General features: G+C 63.2%; 20 protein-coding genes. 9 read left to right on the top strand and 11 right to left on the bottom strand.

Going from position 1 to position 18,768, the window contains the following annotated elements:
• Positions 1–215 precede the first annotated feature (215 nt).
• Positions 216–1,583, top strand: a complete 1,368-nt coding sequence (locus tag C440_RS11520; protein WP_193788404.1) for an MFS transporter — start codon at positions 216–218, stop codon at positions 1,581–1,583.
• Positions 1,584–1,623: 40 nt separating this feature from the next.
• Here C440_RS11520 and C440_RS11515 read toward each other — a convergent pair whose 3' ends face one another.
• The gene (locus tag C440_RS11515) at positions 1,624–2,040 is read right to left on the bottom strand and encodes a DUF3054 domain-containing protein (RefSeq protein WP_008320655.1); all 417 of its coding nucleotides are present in this window, start codon (positions 2,038–2,040) and stop codon (positions 1,624–1,626) included.
• Between the two features lie 21 nt (positions 2,041–2,061).
• A complete protein-coding gene (locus C440_RS11510) occupies positions 2,062–2,643 on the bottom strand; it encodes a class I SAM-dependent methyltransferase (RefSeq protein ID WP_049915765.1) in 582 nt (193 codons plus the stop codon).
• 59 nt (positions 2,644–2,702) lie between these two features.
• On the opposite strand from C440_RS11510, the gene C440_RS11505 reads away from it, so the two are divergent.
• Genes C440_RS11505 through C440_RS11495 form a run of 3 tightly spaced genes read left to right on the top strand, consistent with a single transcriptional unit; the run spans position 2,703 to position 5,747 of the window.
• Complete coding sequence (locus C440_RS11505; protein WP_008320653.1) at positions 2,703–3,353, top strand: GNAT family N-acetyltransferase; 651 nt, start codon at positions 2,703–2,705, stop codon at positions 3,351–3,353.
• Between the two features lie 27 nt (positions 3,354–3,380).
• Positions 3,381–4,361 carry a flap endonuclease-1 gene (fen, locus tag C440_RS11500; protein WP_008320652.1) on the top strand — a complete coding sequence of 327 codons (981 nt, stop codon included), beginning with the start codon at positions 3,381–3,383 and terminating at the stop codon, positions 4,359–4,361.
• Positions 4,362–4,415: 54 nt separating this feature from the next.
• Positions 4,416–5,747, top strand: a complete 1,332-nt coding sequence (locus tag C440_RS11495; protein WP_008320651.1) for a hypothetical protein — start codon at positions 4,416–4,418, stop codon at positions 5,745–5,747.
• Between the two features lie 52 nt (positions 5,748–5,799).
• On the opposite strand, the gene C440_RS11490 is transcribed toward C440_RS11495, so the two are convergent.
• Complete coding sequence (locus tag C440_RS11490; protein ID WP_008320649.1) at positions 5,800–7,152, bottom strand: aminotransferase class III-fold pyridoxal phosphate-dependent enzyme; 1,353 nt, start codon at positions 7,150–7,152, stop codon at positions 5,800–5,802.
• A gap of 219 nt (positions 7,153–7,371) precedes the next feature.
• On the opposite strand from C440_RS11490, the gene C440_RS11485 reads away from it, so the two are divergent.
• Positions 7,372–8,640 carry an AI-2E family transporter gene (locus tag C440_RS11485; RefSeq protein ID WP_008320648.1) on the top strand — a complete coding sequence of 423 codons (1,269 nt, stop codon included), beginning with the start codon at positions 7,372–7,374 and terminating at the stop codon, positions 8,638–8,640.
• A gap of 5 nt (positions 8,641–8,645) precedes the next feature.
• Here C440_RS11485 and C440_RS11480 read toward each other — a convergent pair whose 3' ends face one another.
• Both C440_RS11480 and C440_RS17805 read right to left on the bottom strand, forming a co-directional pair.
• Positions 8,646–8,933 carry a PadR family transcriptional regulator gene (locus C440_RS11480; protein ID WP_008320647.1) on the bottom strand — a complete coding sequence of 96 codons (288 nt, stop codon included), beginning with the start codon at positions 8,931–8,933 and terminating at the stop codon, positions 8,646–8,648.
• A 744-nt stretch (positions 8,934–9,677) separates the two neighbouring features.
• Positions 9,678–9,824, bottom strand: coding sequence for a hypothetical protein (locus C440_RS17805; RefSeq protein ID WP_004060365.1), 147 nt, complete (start codon positions 9,822–9,824; stop codon positions 9,678–9,680).
• A gap of 130 nt (positions 9,825–9,954) precedes the next feature.
• Between C440_RS17805 and C440_RS11470 the strand changes: the two genes are divergently transcribed.
• Both C440_RS11470 and C440_RS11465 read left to right on the top strand, forming a co-directional pair.
• Positions 9,955–10,665, top strand: coding sequence for a DUF7117 family protein (locus C440_RS11470; protein ID WP_049915744.1), 711 nt, complete (start codon positions 9,955–9,957; stop codon positions 10,663–10,665).
• Between the two features lie 81 nt (positions 10,666–10,746).
• Positions 10,747–10,980: a DUF7385 family protein gene (locus tag C440_RS11465; protein WP_049915742.1), complete on the top strand. Its 234-nt coding sequence runs from the start codon at positions 10,747–10,749 to the stop codon at positions 10,978–10,980.
• A 240-nt stretch (positions 10,981–11,220) separates the two neighbouring features.
• Here C440_RS11465 and C440_RS11460 read toward each other — a convergent pair whose 3' ends face one another.
• The 6 genes from C440_RS11460 to glyA form a co-directional block, all read right to left on the bottom strand.
• Positions 11,221–11,727 carry an NUDIX domain-containing protein gene (locus tag C440_RS11460; RefSeq protein WP_008320643.1) on the bottom strand — a complete coding sequence of 169 codons (507 nt, stop codon included), beginning with the start codon at positions 11,725–11,727 and terminating at the stop codon, positions 11,221–11,223.
• A 15-nt stretch (positions 11,728–11,742) separates the two neighbouring features.
• A complete protein-coding gene (gene folD, locus C440_RS11455) occupies positions 11,743–12,636 on the bottom strand; it encodes a bifunctional methylenetetrahydrofolate dehydrogenase/methenyltetrahydrofolate cyclohydrolase FolD (protein WP_008320642.1) in 894 nt (297 codons plus the stop codon).
• 104 nt (positions 12,637–12,740) lie between these two features.
• Positions 12,741–13,316, bottom strand: a complete 576-nt coding sequence (locus C440_RS11450) for a VIT1/CCC1 transporter family protein (RefSeq protein ID WP_008320641.1) — start codon at positions 13,314–13,316, stop codon at positions 12,741–12,743.
• Entirely contained in the window at positions 13,313–13,612 is a 300-nt protein-coding gene (locus tag C440_RS11445) for a DUF211 domain-containing protein (protein ID WP_008320640.1), read from the bottom strand. The genes C440_RS11450 and C440_RS11445 overlap by 4 nt, the downstream gene beginning before the upstream one ends.
• An 85-nt stretch (positions 13,613–13,697) precedes the next feature.
• Positions 13,698–14,309 (bottom strand): hypothetical protein, encoded by a 612-nt coding sequence (locus C440_RS11440; RefSeq protein WP_008320637.1) that lies wholly within the window; start codon positions 14,307–14,309, stop codon positions 13,698–13,700.
• A 111-nt stretch (positions 14,310–14,420) separates the two neighbouring features.
• A complete protein-coding gene (gene glyA, locus C440_RS11435) occupies positions 14,421–15,668 on the bottom strand; it encodes a serine hydroxymethyltransferase (protein WP_008320636.1) in 1,248 nt (415 codons plus the stop codon).
• 367 nt (positions 15,669–16,035) lie between these two features.
• On the opposite strand from glyA, the gene tbsP reads away from it, so the two are divergent.
• Both tbsP and C440_RS11425 read left to right on the top strand, forming a co-directional pair.
• A complete protein-coding gene (tbsP, locus tag C440_RS11430; protein WP_008320635.1) occupies positions 16,036–16,863 on the top strand; it encodes a transcriptional regulator TbsP in 828 nt (275 codons plus the stop codon).
• Between the two features lie 61 nt (positions 16,864–16,924).
• Positions 16,925–18,610, top strand: coding sequence for a YcaO-like family protein (locus tag C440_RS11425; RefSeq protein ID WP_008320634.1), 1,686 nt, complete (start codon positions 16,925–16,927; stop codon positions 18,608–18,610).
• Positions 18,611–18,768 lie beyond the last annotated feature (158 nt).

Here is an 18,768-nt window from a genome sequence, read left to right as displayed (position 1 = left end):
TAAGTGGTATAGTTCTTTTCCATAGATGACTGATATTCTTGTGGTGGCTTTCTGAGCACATTCTCATAACTTATGAGTACATAATCACCAGACAGCGGCACATCGAACGACCGACTGTTCATTTCGGTTCCGTTTCGAGGTTGCATATGGTGTTTTCCGGTCGCATTAATCGGACCATTAGCGGCGTGCGTCATCTGCCGGGACTCCACACGATTATCCCCGTCGGCGACGTGCTCGCAGACGTGAATCGAAACGACCGCTCCATCGTCGCACTGGTGATGCTCGCCCACGGAATGGTCCACACGTACGAGCTTTCGATTCCCATCTTCGTCGCGCTGTGGCTGCACGAGTACACCGTCATCGACCTCGGTCTCACGTCGATTCCGGTCACGACTGCGTCGCTCGGATTGATGGTCGGTCTCGGATTCGCCTTGTTCGGGTTAGGCGCGCTCCCCGGCGGCGTCCTCGTGGACCGCGTCGGGTCGAAGCGCCTCATCGTCGGGTGCCTCCTCGGTATGGCCGGGTCGTTCGTCCTCCTCGCGGCGGCACCAAACCTCGTCGTCGTCGCCCTCGCGCTCGTCCTCTGGGGTGCGGCGGCGAGCGTGTACCACCCCGCCGGACTTCGGCTCATCAGCACCGGCGTCGAAGCGCGGGGCACGGGATTCGCCTACCACGGCATCGCCGGGAACCTCGGTATCGGCTTCGGACCGTTTCTGACGGCGCTTCTCCTGCTTTTTTTCGATTGGCACGTCGTCGCCGGCGTCCTCGCGGTTCCGGCGCTCGTCGCGGCCGCGTTCGCCACTCGCGCCGACTTCGAAGAACAGGCGGCCGTCGCGGCGGCCGACGGCGGAGACGAACGCGGCGAACACGACGAGACCACCGGCGACAAGGCCGGCACCGGCGTCTCCTCTCTCGGCGAATTCGTCTCGCAGTCGAAGCATCTCTTCGCCGGCGGATTCGCACTCGTCTTCGCACTCGTGATGTTCTCGGGTCTCTACTACCGCGGCGTCACGACGTTTCTGCCGGACCTTCTCGGGAGCGTCATCGGCATCGAACCCGTCCCAATCTCGTCTGTCCTCCCGGCCGCGCTCGTTCCCGGGTCGGATTCGGCGACCGCGACGCCGACGCTCGACGTGGAACTGTACGTCTACGCCGGTCTCCTCACTATCGGCGTCCTCGGGCAGTACGTCGGCGGCAAGCTCACGGACCGCATCCGAACCGAACGCGGTCTGGTGGTCGGTTTCGGCGCGCTCGCGCTCGTAGCCGTCGCGTTCCTCCCGATTGCGAGTCTCGGTGTCGGCCCGCTTCTCGCAATCTGTGCGCTCCTCGGCTTCTTTTTGTTCATGGTCCAGCCGTTCTATCAGGCGACCGTCGCCGAGTACACGCCCGCCGGATTACGCGGGCTCTCCTACGGCTTTACCTACCTCGGCGTCTTCGGTGTGGGCGCGCTCGGCGGCGCAATCGCCGGCTACGTCCTCGCGGTTGCGGACTCGACGGCGCTCTTTACCGTGCTCGCGGGGTTCGCCGCGGCCGCGACGCTCCTCGGTGTAACGTTGTTGCGGCGACGGCCGACGCCCGCGTGAGGCAGGCTGGCCGAGAAGACGATTGTTCGGACGGACGGTTTCAGACGATGCGGAAGTAGATGGTGCGCCACACGCTGATGGCGGCCGTTCCGAAGACCAGCATCACGCCGATGAAAACCGGGTCTGCACCGCCTTCGAAGAGCGGCGTCCATCGAATCACCGCACCGAGGACGGCCGCGAGAATCCACGCGCGAATCGCCAGCGGGACGGCCGACTTCGCTGACTCCGCCGCGCCCGGCGAGTACGCACCAAGGAGCGGCGAGACGATTGCCCACGAGATGAGAAACGGTACGGCTGTGAGTACCCATCCTACTGGTTCATTCGAGAGGTATGGGACCCCGTTATGGTTAATCACGCCAATGGTCACGAGGAGGAAGATGGCGAGGAGGTCGCCCACGGCGAGCGGTAACGCCCCGGCATCGAGTCGCTCCTCAAGGAAGGACGTCGAGGTTGCCATACGCGTGGATTCGTCGCCCCCCTAATGGCTCTCCCGCTTTTTTCCGACCACCGTGTATTCGAACCCCGACTCGACGACCGCCGCCTCGAAGCCGACGCGTTCGAGAAAGCGCGTCAACTCGGCGGGCGTCGCAAACGACGACCCGAAGCCGACGACTCGCTCGGCGGCGACCAACCCGCGTCCGAGAAGGGTGTCCGGGTCGAACTCGCTGATGGCGAAGACGCCACCGGGTGCGAGCGCGCGATAGACTTCCGCCGCGACGGTTCGTTGATTCGGCATGTGGTGGAACGCATCGACGACAGTCACTGCGTCTAGGGTGTCGTCGCCGAAGGGAAGCGCGCGGGCGTCGCCGCGAACGCAGTCAAGACCGCGAGTTCGCGCTCGGGTGAGCATCCCACTGGAGCGGTCGAGGACGATTCGCTCCGGAACGTCGAGTGCGAGCGTCGCTCTTCCGGAGCCACCGCCGATGTCAACGACGCGCTTGACGGGACGGTCGGCGCGGGCGAGAGCGTCTGCGAGTGCACCGGCTTCGGCGGGGGGCATCACGAGGTCGTAGAGCGGAGCGAACCGGTCGAAGAACCGAACGTCGCCAGCGCCGTGCATGGTCGGTTCGACGGTCTCGTCGGAGAAGGTTCTTGCGCGCGGCGGTCTCGCTTTCACGCATGGAGTTCGACCTCTTCGGATGGCCGGACGAGGGGCCGCGTCTCCGCCTCGATTACCGCCGGTTCGCCTACGCGGGAAAGTTCGTCACCGCACAGACGGGCAAAGCCGTCATCCGCGACCCAGACGCATCGCGTCCGCCGCTCGACGACGACCGACCCGCACCGTCCGGCGGGCCGGACTCGCTTCCTCCGCTCGCAGAGGACGTGGTCGCGGCAGTCGCGTTCAACGCGGACCGAACTGACCCCTCGACGCTCTGGCTCAGATACGTCACCGTCAGAGCCGACCGGCAGGGCGAGGGACTCGGTCCCTACCTGCTCCAGCGAACCTGCGAACCCGCCGCCGAACGCGGCTTCGAGACGGTTCGAATCGCCACCAACAACCCCTTTGCGTACGAGGCGTGCCACAAGGCCGGATTCGGGTTCACCGGCCGCGAGACGGGCGTCGCCGAGTTGGTTTTGGAACGTCCGGCGGGCGCGCCGGCGTCGGTGTCGCGGGAGACGTACCAGTCGGGACTCGACCGCTACCGCGGCCGCGGCCGCGACCTCGACGACGCGGAACGCGACTTTCTCGCCGCACGCGAGGAGACGGGGGCACCTAACTGCGAAGCGTTCGAGCCGTCGTTCGCAGACGACGCGCACTCGGACGATTGAAAGCCCCGCGTCTCGAAAGCTGAGCAAATGGGAAACGCAGACTTGCGGACGCTCGCCGCGCTCTCGGAGGTGTCGTTCGACGAGGTCGGGGGAAGCGTCGTCGCCGTTGACGCGCACAACTGGCTCTATCGCTATCTCACGACGACGGTCAAGTGGACGAGTTCGGAGACCTACACGACGAGCGAGGGCGAGGAAGTCGCTAATCTCGTCGGCATCGTCCAAGGGCTACCCAAATTCTTCGAACACGACCTGACGCCCGTCTTCGTCTTCGACGGCGGCGTCACGGACATGAAAGACGACGAGGTGGCAAAGCGACGCGAACAGCGCGAGAAGGCCGAAGAACGTCTCGAAGCGGCCCGCGAAGCCGGTGATGCGGCCGAAGCCGCCCGGATGGAAGCCCGGACACAACGGCTCACACAGACGATTCAGGACACGAGCCGTGACCTGCTCCGCCTGCTCGACGTACCAGTGGTCGAAGCCCCCGCAGAGGGCGAGGCACAGGCGTCCTACATGGCCCACAAGGGCGACGCCGACTACGTCGGAAGCGAGGACTACGACACGCTCCTGTTCGGCGCGCCGTACACTCTCCGACAACTCACGAGCAAAGGCAACCCGGAACTGATGGACCTCGACGCCACGCTGGCGAAACACGATATCTCGTGGGAGCAACTCATCGATATCGCCATGCTCTGCGGCACCGACTTCAACGAAGGTATTACCGGCGTCGGCCCGAAGACGGCCGTCAAGGAGGTCAAGAAACACGGCGACCTCTGGAGCGTTCTCGAAGCCCGCGGCGAAAGCATCCCCAACGCCGACCGCGTGCGCGAATTCTTCGTAGACCCGCCGGTTACCGACGACTACGACTACGACACCGACATCGAACCCGACGTGGACGCCGCCCGCGAGTTCGTCACCGAAACGTGGGAGATTGACCCCGACGAAGTTCGACGCGGTTTCGAACGCATCGAAGACGCTGTCGTCCAGACGGGGCTGGACCGCTGGACCTGATCCAATAGACAGGAAAACAACACGTTTGTAACTGCCGATACGGATAGTCTGCGTATGGTTCCCGATAGCCCTCTCTCACGCCGCCGTCTCCTCACCGGTGGGGCGACAGTGCTCGGTGCCGGACTCGTCGGTACCGGGTGGTTCGCGCCGACGTGGTTTCCCGACGTGGTGACGGACAAACTCCTCGCCGTCTATCCCGAACCACCGAAACACGTCTGGCGGCCCGAGGTGTCCGACGAACACGCCGACGACGCGGTTGCGCGACTCGAACGAACCGTAGAACAGGTCCGGACGCTCAGGAGTCGAATCGACCTCGATTCGGTGTCCGACGAGATGGAATTTCGTCTCAACGGCGACGACCCCTCCGGCGGTTGGCTGGAGACGGCGAAATCCGAGTCGGAACCGCGCGACCGACTGTTCGACGCTCTTTACGGGCTGTCGTTCGCAGGCGAGGCCCTCGGTGCCGCGAAAGTCACCCTCGGCGAGACCGACCCGGAGGCGGTGGTCGAACGCGGAGACCGACTCCGGGCCGACGCACGGGCCGTTCTCGATTCGGTCGCCTCCTACGAGGTTTCCGACCCGGCGACCGACCTCGCGTATCTCTACTTCGTCGAGCGGGACCTCGCGTTCGCCCGGTTGAACTCACACCGCGATGGCGTCTTCACCGGGGGAACTGCCGGTGCAGACGACTACTCCCCGCAAGATGTCGCCAACACGTGGTCGTCACACCTCCAAGCGGAACAGTACCTCGCCAACGCGCGCTACTACCGCGACCTGTACCGCGAGAACCTCGGCGACGAGACGCGCTCGTACGCGGAGACGCTCGACGACGCGCATTCGACACTCACCGAGCAGATAGAGTCGCTCCCGACGCGCAGTGACGTGCGCGAACGAATCGAAGGAGAACGCGGTTTCGACCATCAGACACCGCTTGGCGCGGCCCGCTGGGAACTCTTCTGGATGTGTTTCGACACGGACTACCGGATTGGCTACGACTCCGACGGCCCGCACCACGGCCACACCGTCCAGCGAGTCGTCGAGACGGCCAGCGCACTGCTCAACAGACGCGCCCACGAATTCGCACTCGACGAACTCGACGTTTCACCGGGCGACACCGACTACGATTCCGGGCGGACCTTCCGAGCGAAGCGACGTGCAGTCAGTCGGTTCCGGTCAGTCAGAGCGAAGTACGACTCGCCGTTCGCGGGTGTCCTCGCTCAGCAGGCGGCGTCTTTGATTCACTCCGGCGAAGTCGGTATCGAGATGGCTGACGGGACACACCCGATGTGGCTGAACCGCGTGGAAGCGACGACGTACTACCTCGTCAGCGCGGGGCAGATGAACGAACTTGGTTCCGTTTACGAGACGATTATCGACGGCTCGTAACGCGCGTCGTCGGGAGCCGCAAACCGGAGAGCGTCTCGGCGTACGAATCGCCTTACGATACGTCCTCGATAGCGTCGAGGAGCATGTTCGCGCCGATGTCGATTTCGCGCTCGGTGACGTCGAGCGGCGGGAGGATTCGGAGGACCTTGTATCCGCACGCGAGAGTGAGTAGACCGCGTTTGAGCGCGGCTTCCTGCACGCCGTCGCGCCGTTCTTTACTGTCGAATTCGACGGCGAGGAGAAGTCCCTTCCCGCGAACGTCGGTGACGGTCTCCGGCGCGTCGTCGCGCATCGTCTCTTTGAACTGTCGGCCGCGAGCGACGGCGTTGTCGAGGAGGTCGTAGTCCTCGATTGCTTCGAGAGTGAACACGCCCTGCATCGAGGAGATGATGTCGCCCGCGCCCCACGTCGAAGAGAGCCGCGACTTCTCTTCGGGGAAGATATCGGATTTCGAGATGGTCGCGCCGACACGAAGCCCCTTCGCGCCGGTGATAACGTCGGGTTCCATCGGATAGTGGTCCGCGCCCCACATCTCACCGGTTCGACCCACGCCGGACTGAATCTCGTCGGCGATGAGCGTCAGGTCGTACTCCTCGACGACGGATGCGAGTTCGTCGGCGAACGCGTCGGAGGGGAAGCGATAGCCGCCTTCGCCTTGGATGGGTTCGACGATGACGTAGGCGACGTCGTCGGCATCGACGTGGCCCGTCTTGGGGTCGAGCTTCTGCCGGAGTTTCGAGACGTTCGGGTCGGAACCGCCGAAGAAACCGCAGGAACACGACTCGGCGGAACACGAGCGGTCGTCGCAAAACGGGACGTCGATGATGCCCGAAATCTCCGGATACTTGCGACGGTAGACCGATTTCGAGCGATTGAGCGAGAGCGCACCGAGAGTGCGGCCGTGGAACGCGCCTTCGAAGGTGATACCGTATTTCGCGCCGCCGGAGTTGTCGTAAGCAATTTTGATGGCGTTTTCGACGGCCTCTGCGCCGGAGTTCGAGAGGAAGACGGTGTCCATGCCGTAGTGACTCGTGACGTCCGTCAACTTGTCCATGAGTGCGGCGGAACCCGGAATCGACTCGTCGCCCGGCGCGGAACCGTCGCTTGCGTAGAAATCTTGCCCGGCGATTTTCGTCGGGTCAACGAGGTCGAACTCCGACATCCGGTCCATAACCTTCGGGTTGTTGTACCCGAGCGGTGCGGCGGCGACGTGACTCGTAAAATCGAGGAGGACGTTGCCGTCAACGTCGGTACAGAAGGGACCCTCGGCGTCGGCGGTTATGTCCCAGACGAAATCGTAGACGTAGGTACTCGGTGCGGCGTGTTCGTGGTGGTACTCCACCCACTCGTTGGCCCGTTTTCCGGGCATGCTATCGACGCGGGGTTCCGCCGTCTCTCGGTCCATGCGCCTCGGTACGAAGACCCATGTGTTAAGATATTCGTTATTAATAGTGAAATATCTGTGAAGTCGCGGTTTCGTCTGCTGGTCTCGTCGGCGATACCTCTCCAACGACGGCAAAACCTGACGGGAAGGTATCCGGACGTGTCGAACGCTCGATAGTCTTTTCCCGTTTCCCCGTTCGTGTCCTGTATGGCTCTCCGTGATATTCGACGTTCCCGTGCGATGTGGTGGACGCTCGCCTTGGTTCTCGCGGGCGCGTTCACCTACGTCGTCTACTCGTTTATCGGGACGTTCGTCTTCGGTCTCTTTATCTACTACGCGACGCGGCCGATTTACCGCCGAATCCGCCGTCGGGTTCACCCGCCGAGTCTCGCCGCCGCGGTGGCACTGTTCGCACTCGCGCTTCCAGCGCTCGGTCTCGTCATTTATGCGACGACGATTGCGCTCCGGGAGTTTGTCAAGTTCGCCGACCGGATTGCGGTCGATAACGGCGCGTTCGACCTCGCCGCGTACGGTATCGACCCGGACCTAATCGAACGCATCGCCAGTCCGCAGGCGCTCTTGGAGTACGACTTCGAGTCGCTTCTGACACCGGGAACGCTCAGTTCCGTGTTCGATTCGCTCACCATCGCCGCCGACACCTTCGCCTTCCTCGGCGTCGGCGCGATTCATCTCTTCGTCATGATTGCGTTCGCGTTCTACCTCCTCCGCGACGACCACCGGCTCAGCCGTTGGAGTCGGTCGATGTTCGGCGACGACCACGGTATCCTCGAAGCGTACGTGCGCGCCGTTGACCGCGACTTCAACAACATCTTCTTCGGGAACATCCTGAACGCCGTGCTCACCGGGACGATTGGCGTCATCGCCTATTCGCTTTTGAACGTGCTCGCCCCCGCTGGGGTCGAGATTCCGGCACCGGCCCTCGTCGGCCTACTCGCCGGTGTCGCCAGCCTGATTCCCGTCGTCGGGATGAAACTCGTCTACATCCCCGTGACGGGTTACATGGGAATCGAAGCCGCGGTTGCGAACCCGCCAGGGATGTGGTTCGTCTTCCTCTTTGCCGCCGTCTCGTTTGTCATCGTGGACACGATTCCCGACCTCGTGCTCAGACCGTACGTCTCCGGTCGGAGCCTCCACGTCGGAGCCGTGATGATTGCCTACACCTTTGGTCCGCTGATGTTTGGATGGTACGGCATCTTCCTCATGCCGATGATTCTCATCCTTATCGTGAACTTCGCCAGACTCGTCCTCCCCGAGTTGCTGGCGGGGAAGCCGATTCGTCCGTATATGGTTGACCCGGTGCACCTCATCGACAGACCGGTCGGTGAGGAGACATCGCCCTCACCGACGGCAGACGCACAAGACGGAGAAGAGAGAACAGACCGGCCAGCGGATGACGACCTCGAGGCCTCCGACACGTTCACTGACCGCGACGAGACGAGATCAGGTCGAGACTCCCGTTCGTCCTCTGATACCGGTCTCGACGGCTAATTCTCTCAGGCTTCGAAGTCCTCCGGAATGTACTCCGCTTCCCACTCGTCGCGGGCTTTGATTTCGCGGCGGCCGCGACGCGTGAGCGTGTAGTAGTTGGTCCGACGGTCGCGCTGGCCCTTGTCCACGAGACCCTTTTCGACGAGGGTGTCGAGGTTCGGGTAGAGACGTCCGTGGTGAATCTCCTTTTCGTAGTACGCTTCGAGTTCTTCTTTGATAGCGAGGCCGTGTGGCTCTTCGAGACCGGCGATAACGTACAGTAGGTCTCGCTGGAATCCTGTCAGGTCGTACATCGGTAAATTCGAAATGTATGTTATTGTCTAATTCAGATAAACATGTCGGCATGGACCGGATATTCCCGGTTCAAAACGCTTTGAGTCCCGGAATAACGCTCCTCGAATTATGTTATTCGATTTACTATTTTTCAGTAACAACCGTTTCGTCTACCGGATATGTTCACGGCTGGACGGCTCGTGATACTTATACCCCACAACCAAGTATTGCTATCAATGGGCATTGGTCGTCTGTTCGAAACTAAAATTCGGGACCAGTGGGCCGGTGTTGCCGCGTATCTCCGCGATGCGCTAGACCGACTCGAAACGGGCGAGTTGCAGTTCACGGTGACGGGCGGACGGTCGAACTCGACGTTCTCGAACGGTGAGTCTCGCGGTGAACGTCGAACGCGACGGTGATGCGTCTACCGACGATGTTCGTATCACATTCGAACTACGATTCGAGCCAACACCGTGATTCGAATCGAATCGACGGCATCGCAACTCCAAGTGTAGCTCCCTCGTAGAAGGAAAGCAGGCCGTGCCGGAAATCTCCGGCACGGCGTGCCGCCCTGAATTGGTCCCCGCTGACGCTTCGGCCCTCCAAAGCGAAGCGTCACTATCAGCTATCGTTCGATTTTACTTAAAGATAACGACGAGTGTCAACCATTGACAATAGAATTGAATGTACGGCTTACTGATGTGCTGTCGCTCGAATTCTTCGCGTTCGAAATCTACAGCTCCGTCTAGTCACCCGCTTTCCGATCACATGTGTTCTTCTTCGAGCACCCAACCGAGCGCTCGTCTGTAGTGAGTCATGAGTTTCCGAACGCCTTCGTGTCGCATCTCTTCGGATTCGAGTTCCTCTTTCAGGAACTCGTACTGCTCTCGGACCTCCGATTCACTGCGCATACGTCGCCACTGGGACGCCGGACGTATGTAGCCCGGACATTCGTGTCGGTGCGCGAATGGTTTCTGCCCCTCACCTCTCGACCCACCGCGCGTCGCCGCGTTTTTGCGCGGGCGGAGCGAACCCACACCTATGGAGATACGCGGCGAGCGCGAGTGCAAGGAGTGCGGTCGGCAGTGGTCGTACTACGAGACGGGGAGCATATCGTGTCCCCACTGCGGGAGTCTGCGGAGCGTCGGCGTGGGCGACAGAGCGCGGCACACCGCCATGCAGGCCGAACTCGACCTTTCGAGTCATCGGTCGGCCGTCGGCGACGGGACGATTCGGGATGCCGCTCCGGCGTTGAAATCCGACCTCAGAGACTACATTCGCAAGGTCGGCTACATCCAAGGCGGCGAACTCCTCCCGCTCGACGACACGTCGCTTGCGGCTCACGAACTCCTCCACGCGGTGGATGTCGTCGCGCGGTCGAACCGCCCCAGCGACGACGAACAACTCTACGTCCTCGGGTTGCTCCGCGGTGCCGACGAGGGCGACCGCCCCGCTCCCGGAGAGGTGCCCGATTCGCTGACTGACGCCCGCGGCCTCGCCTACGCCGAGGCAATCGACGCCTACCGGCGCGACCTTTCGACGTGGCTCGACGACAATCCGGACCCGAACGCGCGAACGACGCTCGAAACGCTCTCGAACCACCTCAAGCGAGTCGAGGCGCTTGACGGTGCGATTTCGCTTTCGGAGTCGGAAACCCTCGTCAACGCGACCCGTGACATCTACGCGGCCCTGTCCGACGACGACCTCGACGCGCTCGCGTTGGCCGACGACCGGCTCGCGGCGCTCTTCTGACCCGCCCGGCCGCCCACGGCAGTCACCCCCGGCGCTTCGAGTCACAGAACGTTTTTGGCCTCCGACGACCGTTCGCCGACGATGACTGCTGGGTTCGACATCCACGAGGTCCGACACCGCGTCAAGATGCTCCGCGACGACGGCGAGACCATGCTCGTCGAGAACCGTGATGGCGTGGCCTGCCCCGCCTGCGGCGACGACTTCTCACAACTCCTCATTTCGAAGCGCGAAGCGCATAGCTTCGACGTGGACGCCGGTGCGCGGTTTTGCGTCCGCCGCGACGGTGAGCGACTGTTGGTGGCGACGCACGAATAACTGCGGTCGCGGCACCGGCGCAGTCGAAGACGAAGGAGGGAAACATGGGGTAGTGAGGGAGAGCCGAAGCGACGCGAAAAGCGGTTCTGGAAGGAGAGCCGAAGCAAGGATGAACACCGTTCTGGACGGAGAACCGGTTCAGCGGGGAAGTCGATTGAGGTGCGAGAGCCGATTCGGCGGGAGAGGACCGAAGTAGGGAACGAGACCAGTTCGGCGCGGTTAGGACGGTCTGTGCCGACCTCAGCACCCGCGAAGGAACTGAAGTAGCGGCCGGTCGAGCGTGTCTTCGGGAAGTGTCTCGAACCACGAGACCTCGGTTATCGACTCGTCTTCGAGTCCGGGGTCGGCGGTGAGGTCGCCTTCGACGGTGGCCTCGTAGATAGCGAACTGAAACGCGACCGCCTCGCCACCGTGGCGGAACGTCTGTGCTGTGACGACGCGGAGCGCCCCGACCGCGGCGTCAAGCCCCGTCTCCTCGTCGAGTTCACGGACCAGCGCTTCGCGCTTCGTCTCGCCGGGTTCGACGCCGCCACCCGGGAGGAGCCACTGCTCGTCCTGTCTGACGAGAAGGACCGCCCCGTCCCGCTCGCAGAGTGCGCCGACGCCCCAGTCGAGTCCGTCGCGGATGCGAGTGCGGGCGCGCTCGAACGACTCGGCGTCGAGGTCGTGGCTGTTTCGGCGTCTGATGACGCCGTCTTCGTCCCGGGCCACCTCCCCGTCAATCCCGGCCGTCGAGAGCGCGTCCATCGCGTCGGTCCTCGATTACGGGAGGTCTACGTCGATGTCTTCGGACTCGGCGGCGGCTTTCACCGTGTTCCAGAGGAGCATCGCGCGCGTCATCGGGCCGACGCCGCCGGGAACGGGCGTGATGGCGCTCGCCTTCTCTTTCGCGGAGTCGAAGTCCACGTCGCCGACGAGTTCGTAGCCCTTCTCGTTGTCCGCATCGATGCGGTTGACGCCCACGTCGATGACGACGACGCCCTCCGAGAGCATGTCGCCAGTGACGAGTTCGGGAACGCCCGCGGCGGCGACGACGATGTCGGCTTCGCGGGTCTTGGCGGCGAGGTCTTCGGTCCGCGAGTGACAGACTGTGACCGTGGCGTTGCCGCCTGCGGCCTTCTGGATGAGGAGGTTCGCCATCGGCTTGCCGACGATATCGGACCGACCGACGACGACGACGTCCGCGCCCTCGGTTTCCACGTCGGTCGCTTCGAGGAGTTTCTGAACGCCGTGAGGCGTACAGGGTTTGAAGCGAGCGTCGCCCGCGACGAGGCGGCCGACGTTCTCCGGGTGGAAGCCATCTACGTCTTTTGCGGGGTCGATACGGCGGAGCACCGTCCGGTCGTCAACGTGGTCTGGAACGGGCATCTGGACGAGGATACCGTGGACGTCGTCGTCCGCGTTCAGGTCGTCGACGAGCGAGTACAGTTCGTCGGCGGGCGTTTCGGGGTCGAGTTCGTAGTCGAACGCCTCGATACCGACTTCCTCGCAATCGCGCTGTTTCATCGAGACGTAGGTCTCGCTCGCGGGGTCGTCGCTCATCAACACGGTTGCGAGACCAGGCTTGACGCCGGCCTCGTCGAGTGCGTCGATGGCGTCGGCAAGGTCGGCCCGAATCTCCTCGGCGACGGCGTTGCCGTCGATGATGGTCGTCATTGGGTCAAACAGGGGTCCCCGTCCATTTCAAAGATTCGGAATCGTGCGTATTCTCGGTTTCAAAATGGAGCAAATATTCACATACATGCGTATCCAATCGCAACTCAGCCACCGAAGAGCAGATTCACGATGGCGACTGCAACACCCGCGAGTGCCATTCGGACGCCGGCGACGTACCATCGCTGATTGGATATCGACCCCATGTACGCGCCGAACGAAAAGAGAATCGCCGTCCCGAGGAAGACGGACGTGAGTGTCGCGGTCGTCATCGACAGACCTGGCCCGACCGCAAGAAACGGAAGGAGCGGGATGACGATACCGACGAGCGGCCCGAGACCGCTCGCGGCGGCGTTGATACCCCGCGCGGCTACCTTTTGGCGCTCGACTGCGGTTCCGTCGAGGTCGGCCAGCATGGCGTCTTCGATGCGTGCCAGTTCGGCTCGTTTTTCGGCGCGCTCTATCTCCCAGACGCTCCAGACGCCGGAGGTCGTGAGACCGACGGCGGCACCGACACCGATTTCGACGACCGTCATGCCGTCGGTGATACCGGTGAGAAACGCGCCGATGACGAGTCCGATACACGTCAGCGCCCCGTCGAACCCGTTCGAGACGAAGTACCGCCGGGAGATGGCGCGAACCTGCTCGTTTCCGACGAGTTCGGCGAGTTGCCGCGGCGTCACGGTGGCAACCAGTCTTGCGGTTGGTCGCGCGGTTCGACTGTCTGTTCACCGGCGACGACTTCGTCGATAGAATGGACGGTTCCACCGAGGTCGCTGATTCGACGTTCGACCTCGTCGGCGTCGATAGCCTCTCCTTCGGTGACGAGTCGGATGTTCTGTACCTCGCGGTCCGTTTCGAGCAGTATCGCGTTCACTCCCACGACGCCCGACGCGTCGGCGACGTTGCGGGCGAATTTTACCGTTGACGGCGAGTGCGGTTTCAACACGTCGAGGACGAGACGACGAATCGGTGCCATAGCGTTCCGCCCCTACGGACCGACGAGTAATAGTGTTGCACGCGATTCAGGTTCGCCGGTCGGTGCGGCGCTGTCGACCACGTCTTCAGCAGTCGGCGTCCGCGAACGACCGCGGCTCAGCCCCTTGGTTGACCGTCCGCGTCGCACCCGTGTCCAGATTCACGAGCATCGCGCGCCCGCCGTACCCGTGAGTCTGGTCGTGTCCGCGAACGACGACGCAGGCCGTCCCCTCGGGAATCGTGATGGTCTCAGAGCGCGTGAACTCTTGTGTTCCGTGAGCGTGGAGGAGTTTCCGACGCCCGAGTTCGCTCCCGTCGAGCGCCTCGATGACCCACCAGTTCGCATAGCCGTCTTCGCCGGCATCGTCGTGATAGAGCGTCACCGAAAAACGGTGGTCGCTCCCCGGTTGCTCGAATTCGACAGCCATCACGTTGGCTTCGCGGCGGTCGAGGTCGGTGCCCACAGTGTCGCCGTCGGTGGTAGCGGTGTCGCGGTCGCCGCCGTCACCATCGCTGGCTCGGCCGTCGGTTGTCGTGCTTGTGGATGGTTCACCGGCAGTCGTCGGCTCGTCGGGGTCAGACGTGGTCTCTGTCGTCTCGCGTTCGTCTGTCATGGGTTCGGTCCCGCCCGGAGACGTACACCCGGCGAGTCCGGCGACCGACGCCGAGAACGCACTCAGAAGCGTTCGTCTGCGCATTGGGATGCGTTCGATACGCTTGCGAATCACAAAAAAGCGGCTCGGCGTGCCGGGACGGATGCACGACTCGCGGGCCAATTCGTCGAAAAAATCGAGCTGTCGAAGTGTCGCTTACTCGTACAGCGAGTGGGCGTCGCAGAGTTCTTGAACGCGTTCGGAGACCTCGGCGAGCACGTCTTCGTCGTCGTGGTTGTTGACGACCTTCACGATGAGTTCGCCGACCTCGCGGGTCTCGTCTGCGCCGAAGCCGCGGGTCGTGAGTGCGGGCGTGCCGGCGCGGATACCGCTCGGGTTGAACGCGGAGCGCGTCTCGCCGGGGACGGTGTTCGCGTTGAGGACGATGCCGGTCGATTCGAGGGCGTCTTCGGCGTCGCCGCCGGTGAGGTCCGGGTGCGAGTCACGCAGGTCAACGAGCACGAGGTGCGTGTCGGTGCCGCCGGAGACGACGCTGAGACCGTGGTCTTCGAACGTCTCGGCGAGGACTTTGGCGTTCTCGACGACCTGCTGGGCGTACTCCTCGAACTCGGGTTGGAGCGCCTCTTTGAAGCCGACGGCCTTGCCCGCGATGTTGTGCATGAGGGGACCGCCCTGACCGCCGGGGAAGACGGCGCTGTCGATGTCGGAGGCGTACTCCTCGTCGCACATGATGATGCCGCCGCGACCAGCGCGGATGGTCTTGTGGGTCGAACCGGTCACGAAGTCGGCGATGCCGACGGGCGAGGGGTGGACGCCCGCGGCGACGAGACCCGTGATGTGGGCGATGTCGGCGAGGTGGAGCGCATCGACGGACTCGGCGACGTCCTGAATCGTGTCCCACTCGACGGCTCGGGGGTACGCGGAGTAGCCGGAGACGATGATGTCGGGGTCGAACGACTCAGCTCTCTCGGCGAGTTGCTCGTAGTCGATGTAGCCCGTCTCGGCGTCAACCTCGTACTGTTCGACGTCGTAGAGCTTGCCCGTGAAGTTCGCGGGGTGGCCGTGGCTCAGGTGACCGCCGTGGGTCAAATCGAGCGAGAGAATCTTGTCGCCCGGTTCGAGCATGGCGAGGTAGACGCCCATGTTCGCCTGCGTGCCGGAGTGCGGCTGGACGTTGACGTGTTCTGCGCCCCAGAGTTCCGTAGCGCGCTCGATGGCGAGGTTCTCGACCTCGTCGGCGTACTCACAGCCGGCGTAGTAGCGCTTGCCGGGGTAGCCTTCCGCGTACTTGTTCGTCAGCGCGCTCCCTTGGGCTTCGAGGACTGCTTCGCTGACGTGGTTCTCTGATGCAATCATCGCAAGCGTGTCGCGCTGGCGTTCGACCTCACCTGCGAGGGCGTCTGCCACTGCGGGGTCAGTGTCGCGGACGTGGCTGTAGTCCATACATACTATCCTGCCCAATTACGGCATAAATGTGTCCCCTTTGGCTACGTCTGCCGGTGGTGTGTTACATATCGATGCATAATCTGTGCCGTGTTACTGGCTGACAGATACAAGAATACGCGAAACCGACGAACGCGAACCTGTCTTTTCGCCCAAATGTTGATTCTCGGTAGTTGCATGTAAACAAATCGCATGATGAGTTCCGGTCCAAACCGAATACTGATTTTCCCACAACGGGACAGAAGTAAAATTTCTGAAATGAAAATGCTCAATTCGCTTAATTATGACTTGTTACAAGCCATTTTAGAGTACGTTCTGGCATCTGACTTGCGTTAATATTAAATATATTACGGCCGATATTCAACTTATGGCTATTCGTTCTAATCTACTCGCTGAGGGGGTAGAAGACATCATCGAGTCCGTCCTTTCTTCCACAGAGGACGAAGTGCTGGTCGCAAATCCGACCGCCGAGGTCATCGAAGGAATCGTGTCCGTCGCCACTGCACTCGACACGACACTCCCCGAGATTCGCCTCGTCGCCGACGAAAGCGTTCTGAAGGACGTCCTCGACGATTTCATCATCGCGTCCAACGCCGCGAATCTCGTCGCCGACGGCGTGCTATCAATGCACACTGCGGACGACGAGGTCAAGAACACGCTCTTCGTCACGCCCAACTCGGTCGTCGCACTCGTCGGCGCTGGCGACAAGGTCGCCGGTCTCGTCACCGACGACGCGGAGTTCGTCGAGACGGCGTTCGAAGCCCACCACGCACACTGGGAAGACGCGCCGGAGTTCAAGCTTCGCACCCCGCCACTCGCCAAAGTCCGCGAGACGCTCGCCGAGGATATCGGCGACGAGACGCTCGCTGACTTCGACGCGGTGCTCGGGTCGCTCTCGTCTGCCCGCGGTGACGGCGACGGTCTCGACGAAGTGACCATCTCGCTTCTCGTCGCCGCCCGCAACGAAGTGCTCCTCTACGACATCTCGAAGTGGGGCGAGGACGTCGGCATTGCGAGTAAGGCGACGTTCTCCCGGACGAAGACGAAGCTCGAAGAACTCGACCTCATCGACACCGAGAAGGTCCCAATCGACGTTGGTCGCCCTCGCCTCCGCCTGAAACTCGGCGCGGACGAACTCGTCGCCGCCGAGGCCGACGAACTGGCCGACGTGGCACAGGACCTCCTCGCACGGTAGCTCCCTCCGTCTGCTGTCGAATACCCCCCGCTTTTTTGCATCTCCCTTCTTCGTCGCGTACATGAATATCGGACTCGTCGGGAGCGGTCCCGCCGCCGAGTCGATTCGCGCGGCGTGCACCGATATCGACGCCACAGTGACCGAGACGACGCCGGACTCGCTCGGCGAGTTCGCCCTCGGATTCGTCGTCGCGGCGGCCGGTGACGACGCCTTCGACGCGGCTGACGACGCGGCCGACCGCTGGCTGGCGGTCGAAATTGGCGGTATCGGCGGCCACGCCGTCACCGACATGGACGCCGCAGTCTCGGCGTTCGACGCCGCGAGCGCCCGGTTCGCCGACCTTCGCGCTCGCGTCGCTTCGACGACCGAGTCGGACGGCCGCCCCACAGGTGACCGCGCGGCGGTCCGACTCGCCGGTGCTGTCGCGGGCCGACGCGGTATCGCGCTCCTCTCGGGCGACGATATCGCCGGCAGTGTCGTCGAAGTCCCCGGTGGCGAACGCTCGTTCGTACCGACGCCCACGCTGACCGACAGGGACCGAACCGTCCGCCGAGACTTCCGTGCAGTCGAGTTAGCCGACGCGCTCTCGCGGGCGGAACTGGCCGTTGACGACCGCGTCGGCATCGTCACGCAGGTCGGCGAGCGCGAGTCGTTTCCGATTCCGTACTACGTCGCACAGACCGCGGACACGACCGCCTACGCCGACACTCGCGCGGCAGAACTCGCGGGCGGCGCGGCCGCTGGCTGGGACGAGGCGTACATGAAAGCACTCGGCGAGGCGCTCGAACGATACGCGGCGGGAATCTATCGGTCGAGCGAATTCGCGGTCGCACCCGCGTCCTCGCGGCCGAACGCCGTCCCGCCAAGCCGATTCGTGCGCCCCGATTCGTACCGCACCCCCGACCCGAACGAACCCATCCAGTGGGTCGATGGCGAGCACCTCGACACGGGAACAGCCGTCTCGCTCCCCGCCGAGTTCGTCCACTACCCGCCGCCGACGGAGCGATACAAGCCGTCGATTACGACGGGACTCGGACTCGGGAACTCCGGAACGGAAGCGCTCCTCTCGGGACTGTACGAGACGATAGAACGAGACGCGACGATGCTCGCGTGGTACTCGACGTTCGACCCGCTCAGATTGGACGTGACAGACGAGACGTTCGAGACTCTGCGCGCTCGCGCTCGTTCGGAGGATTTGGAGGTGACGACGCTGTTGGTGACACAAGACGTTGACGTGCCGGTCGTCGCCGTCGCCGTCCACCGCGAGGACGAGTGGCCGAGATTCGCCATGGGTTCGGGTGCCGACCTCGACGCCGACAGCGCCGCTCGCTCGGCGCTCGCCGAGGCGATTCAGAACTGGACCGAACTCCGCGGAATGGGTCCCGAGCAAGCGGCGACACAGGGCGGCGCGATTGCGACGTACGCCGATTTCCCGGACGCGGCTCGGCAGTTCGTCTCGCCGGATGCGACGATTCCCACCGACTCGGTCGGACCGGACGACCCCGGCGGCGCGGACGAACTCGGTGCTGTCGTCGAGCGCGTGGCCGACGCCGGTCTGGACGCCTACGCCGCTCGAATCACGCCGCGGGACGTCGAACAACTCGGATTCGAGGCGGCGCGCGTGTTGATTCCCGAAGCGCAACCGCTCTTTATCGGAGAGCCGTTTTTCGCCGACCGTGCCGAGTCAGTTCCGCGAGACCTCGGATTCGAGCCTCGACTCGACCGCGAGTTCCATCCGTTTCCGTAACCAGGCTACCAGCCGACACGCTCCCCCGGCGACTTCCCGTGCGGCGATGTGTCGGACTCCCGCGAGTCGCCGCACGGCACAGATCACGTCACAGACGCGTTGGCCGCGGCTTCACGTATCAACGTCCGCACCGAAACGGAAAAGCGAGTCGAGAGCGC

Source organism: Haloferax mucosum ATCC BAA-1512 (genome assembly GCF_000337815.1).
GTDB classification, from domain to species: Archaea; Halobacteriota; Halobacteria; order Halobacteriales; family Haloferacaceae; genus Haloferax; species Haloferax mucosum.
Note: the sequence above shows the minus strand (reverse complement) of the source record. Positions and strands in the feature narration are given on the sequence as shown.

What these genes read in the sequence shown, in the direction of transcription:
- C440_RS11470 (WP_049915744.1), top strand. Translation starts at nt 9,955, where the DNA reads ATGGAGATACGCGGCGAGCGCGAGTGCAAGGAGTGCGGTCGGCAGTGG.
- fen (WP_008320652.1), top strand. Translation starts at nt 3,381, where the DNA reads ATGGGAAACGCAGACTTGCGGACGCTCGCCGCGCTCTCGGAGGTGTCG.
- C440_RS11505 (WP_008320653.1), top strand. Translation starts at nt 2,703, where the DNA reads ATGGAGTTCGACCTCTTCGGATGGCCGGACGAGGGGCCGCGTCTCCGC.
- C440_RS11480 (WP_008320647.1), bottom strand. Translation starts at nt 8,933, where the DNA reads ATGTACGACCTGACAGGATTCCAGCGAGACCTACTGTACGTTATCGCC.
- C440_RS17805 (WP_004060365.1), bottom strand. Translation starts at nt 9,824, where the DNA reads ATGCGCAGTGAATCGGAGGTCCGAGAGCAGTACGAGTTCCTGAAAGAG.
- C440_RS11515 (WP_008320655.1), bottom strand. Translation starts at nt 2,040, where the DNA reads ATGGCAACCTCGACGTCCTTCCTTGAGGAGCGACTCGATGCCGGGGCG.
- C440_RS11495 (WP_008320651.1), top strand. Translation starts at nt 4,416, where the DNA reads ATGGTTCCCGATAGCCCTCTCTCACGCCGCCGTCTCCTCACCGGTGGG.
- C440_RS11460 (WP_008320643.1), bottom strand. Translation starts at nt 11,727, where the DNA reads ATGGACGCGCTCTCGACGGCCGGGATTGACGGGGAGGTGGCCCGGGAC.
- glyA (WP_008320636.1), bottom strand. Translation starts at nt 15,668, where the DNA reads ATGGACTACAGCCACGTCCGCGACACTGACCCCGCAGTGGCAGACGCC.
- C440_RS11490 (WP_008320649.1), bottom strand. Translation starts at nt 7,152, where the DNA reads ATGGACCGAGAGACGGCGGAACCCCGCGTCGATAGCATGCCCGGAAAA.
- C440_RS11445 (WP_008320640.1), bottom strand. Translation starts at nt 13,612, where the DNA reads ATGGCACCGATTCGTCGTCTCGTCCTCGACGTGTTGAAACCGCACTCG.
- tbsP (WP_008320635.1), top strand. Translation starts at nt 16,036, where the DNA reads ATGGCTATTCGTTCTAATCTACTCGCTGAGGGGGTAGAAGACATCATC.
- C440_RS11465 (WP_049915742.1), top strand. Translation starts at nt 10,747, where the DNA reads ATGACTGCTGGGTTCGACATCCACGAGGTCCGACACCGCGTCAAGATG.
- C440_RS11425 (WP_008320634.1), top strand. Translation starts at nt 16,925, where the DNA reads ATGAATATCGGACTCGTCGGGAGCGGTCCCGCCGCCGAGTCGATTCGC.
- C440_RS11440 (WP_008320637.1), bottom strand. Translation starts at nt 14,309, where the DNA reads ATGCGCAGACGAACGCTTCTGAGTGCGTTCTCGGCGTCGGTCGCCGGA.
- C440_RS11510 (WP_049915765.1), bottom strand. Translation starts at nt 2,643, where the DNA reads ATGCACGGCGCTGGCGACGTTCGGTTCTTCGACCGGTTCGCTCCGCTC.
- C440_RS11485 (WP_008320648.1), top strand. Translation starts at nt 7,372, where the DNA reads ATGTGGTGGACGCTCGCCTTGGTTCTCGCGGGCGCGTTCACCTACGTC.
- folD (WP_008320642.1), bottom strand. Translation starts at nt 12,636, where the DNA reads ATGACGACCATCATCGACGGCAACGCCGTCGCCGAGGAGATTCGGGCC.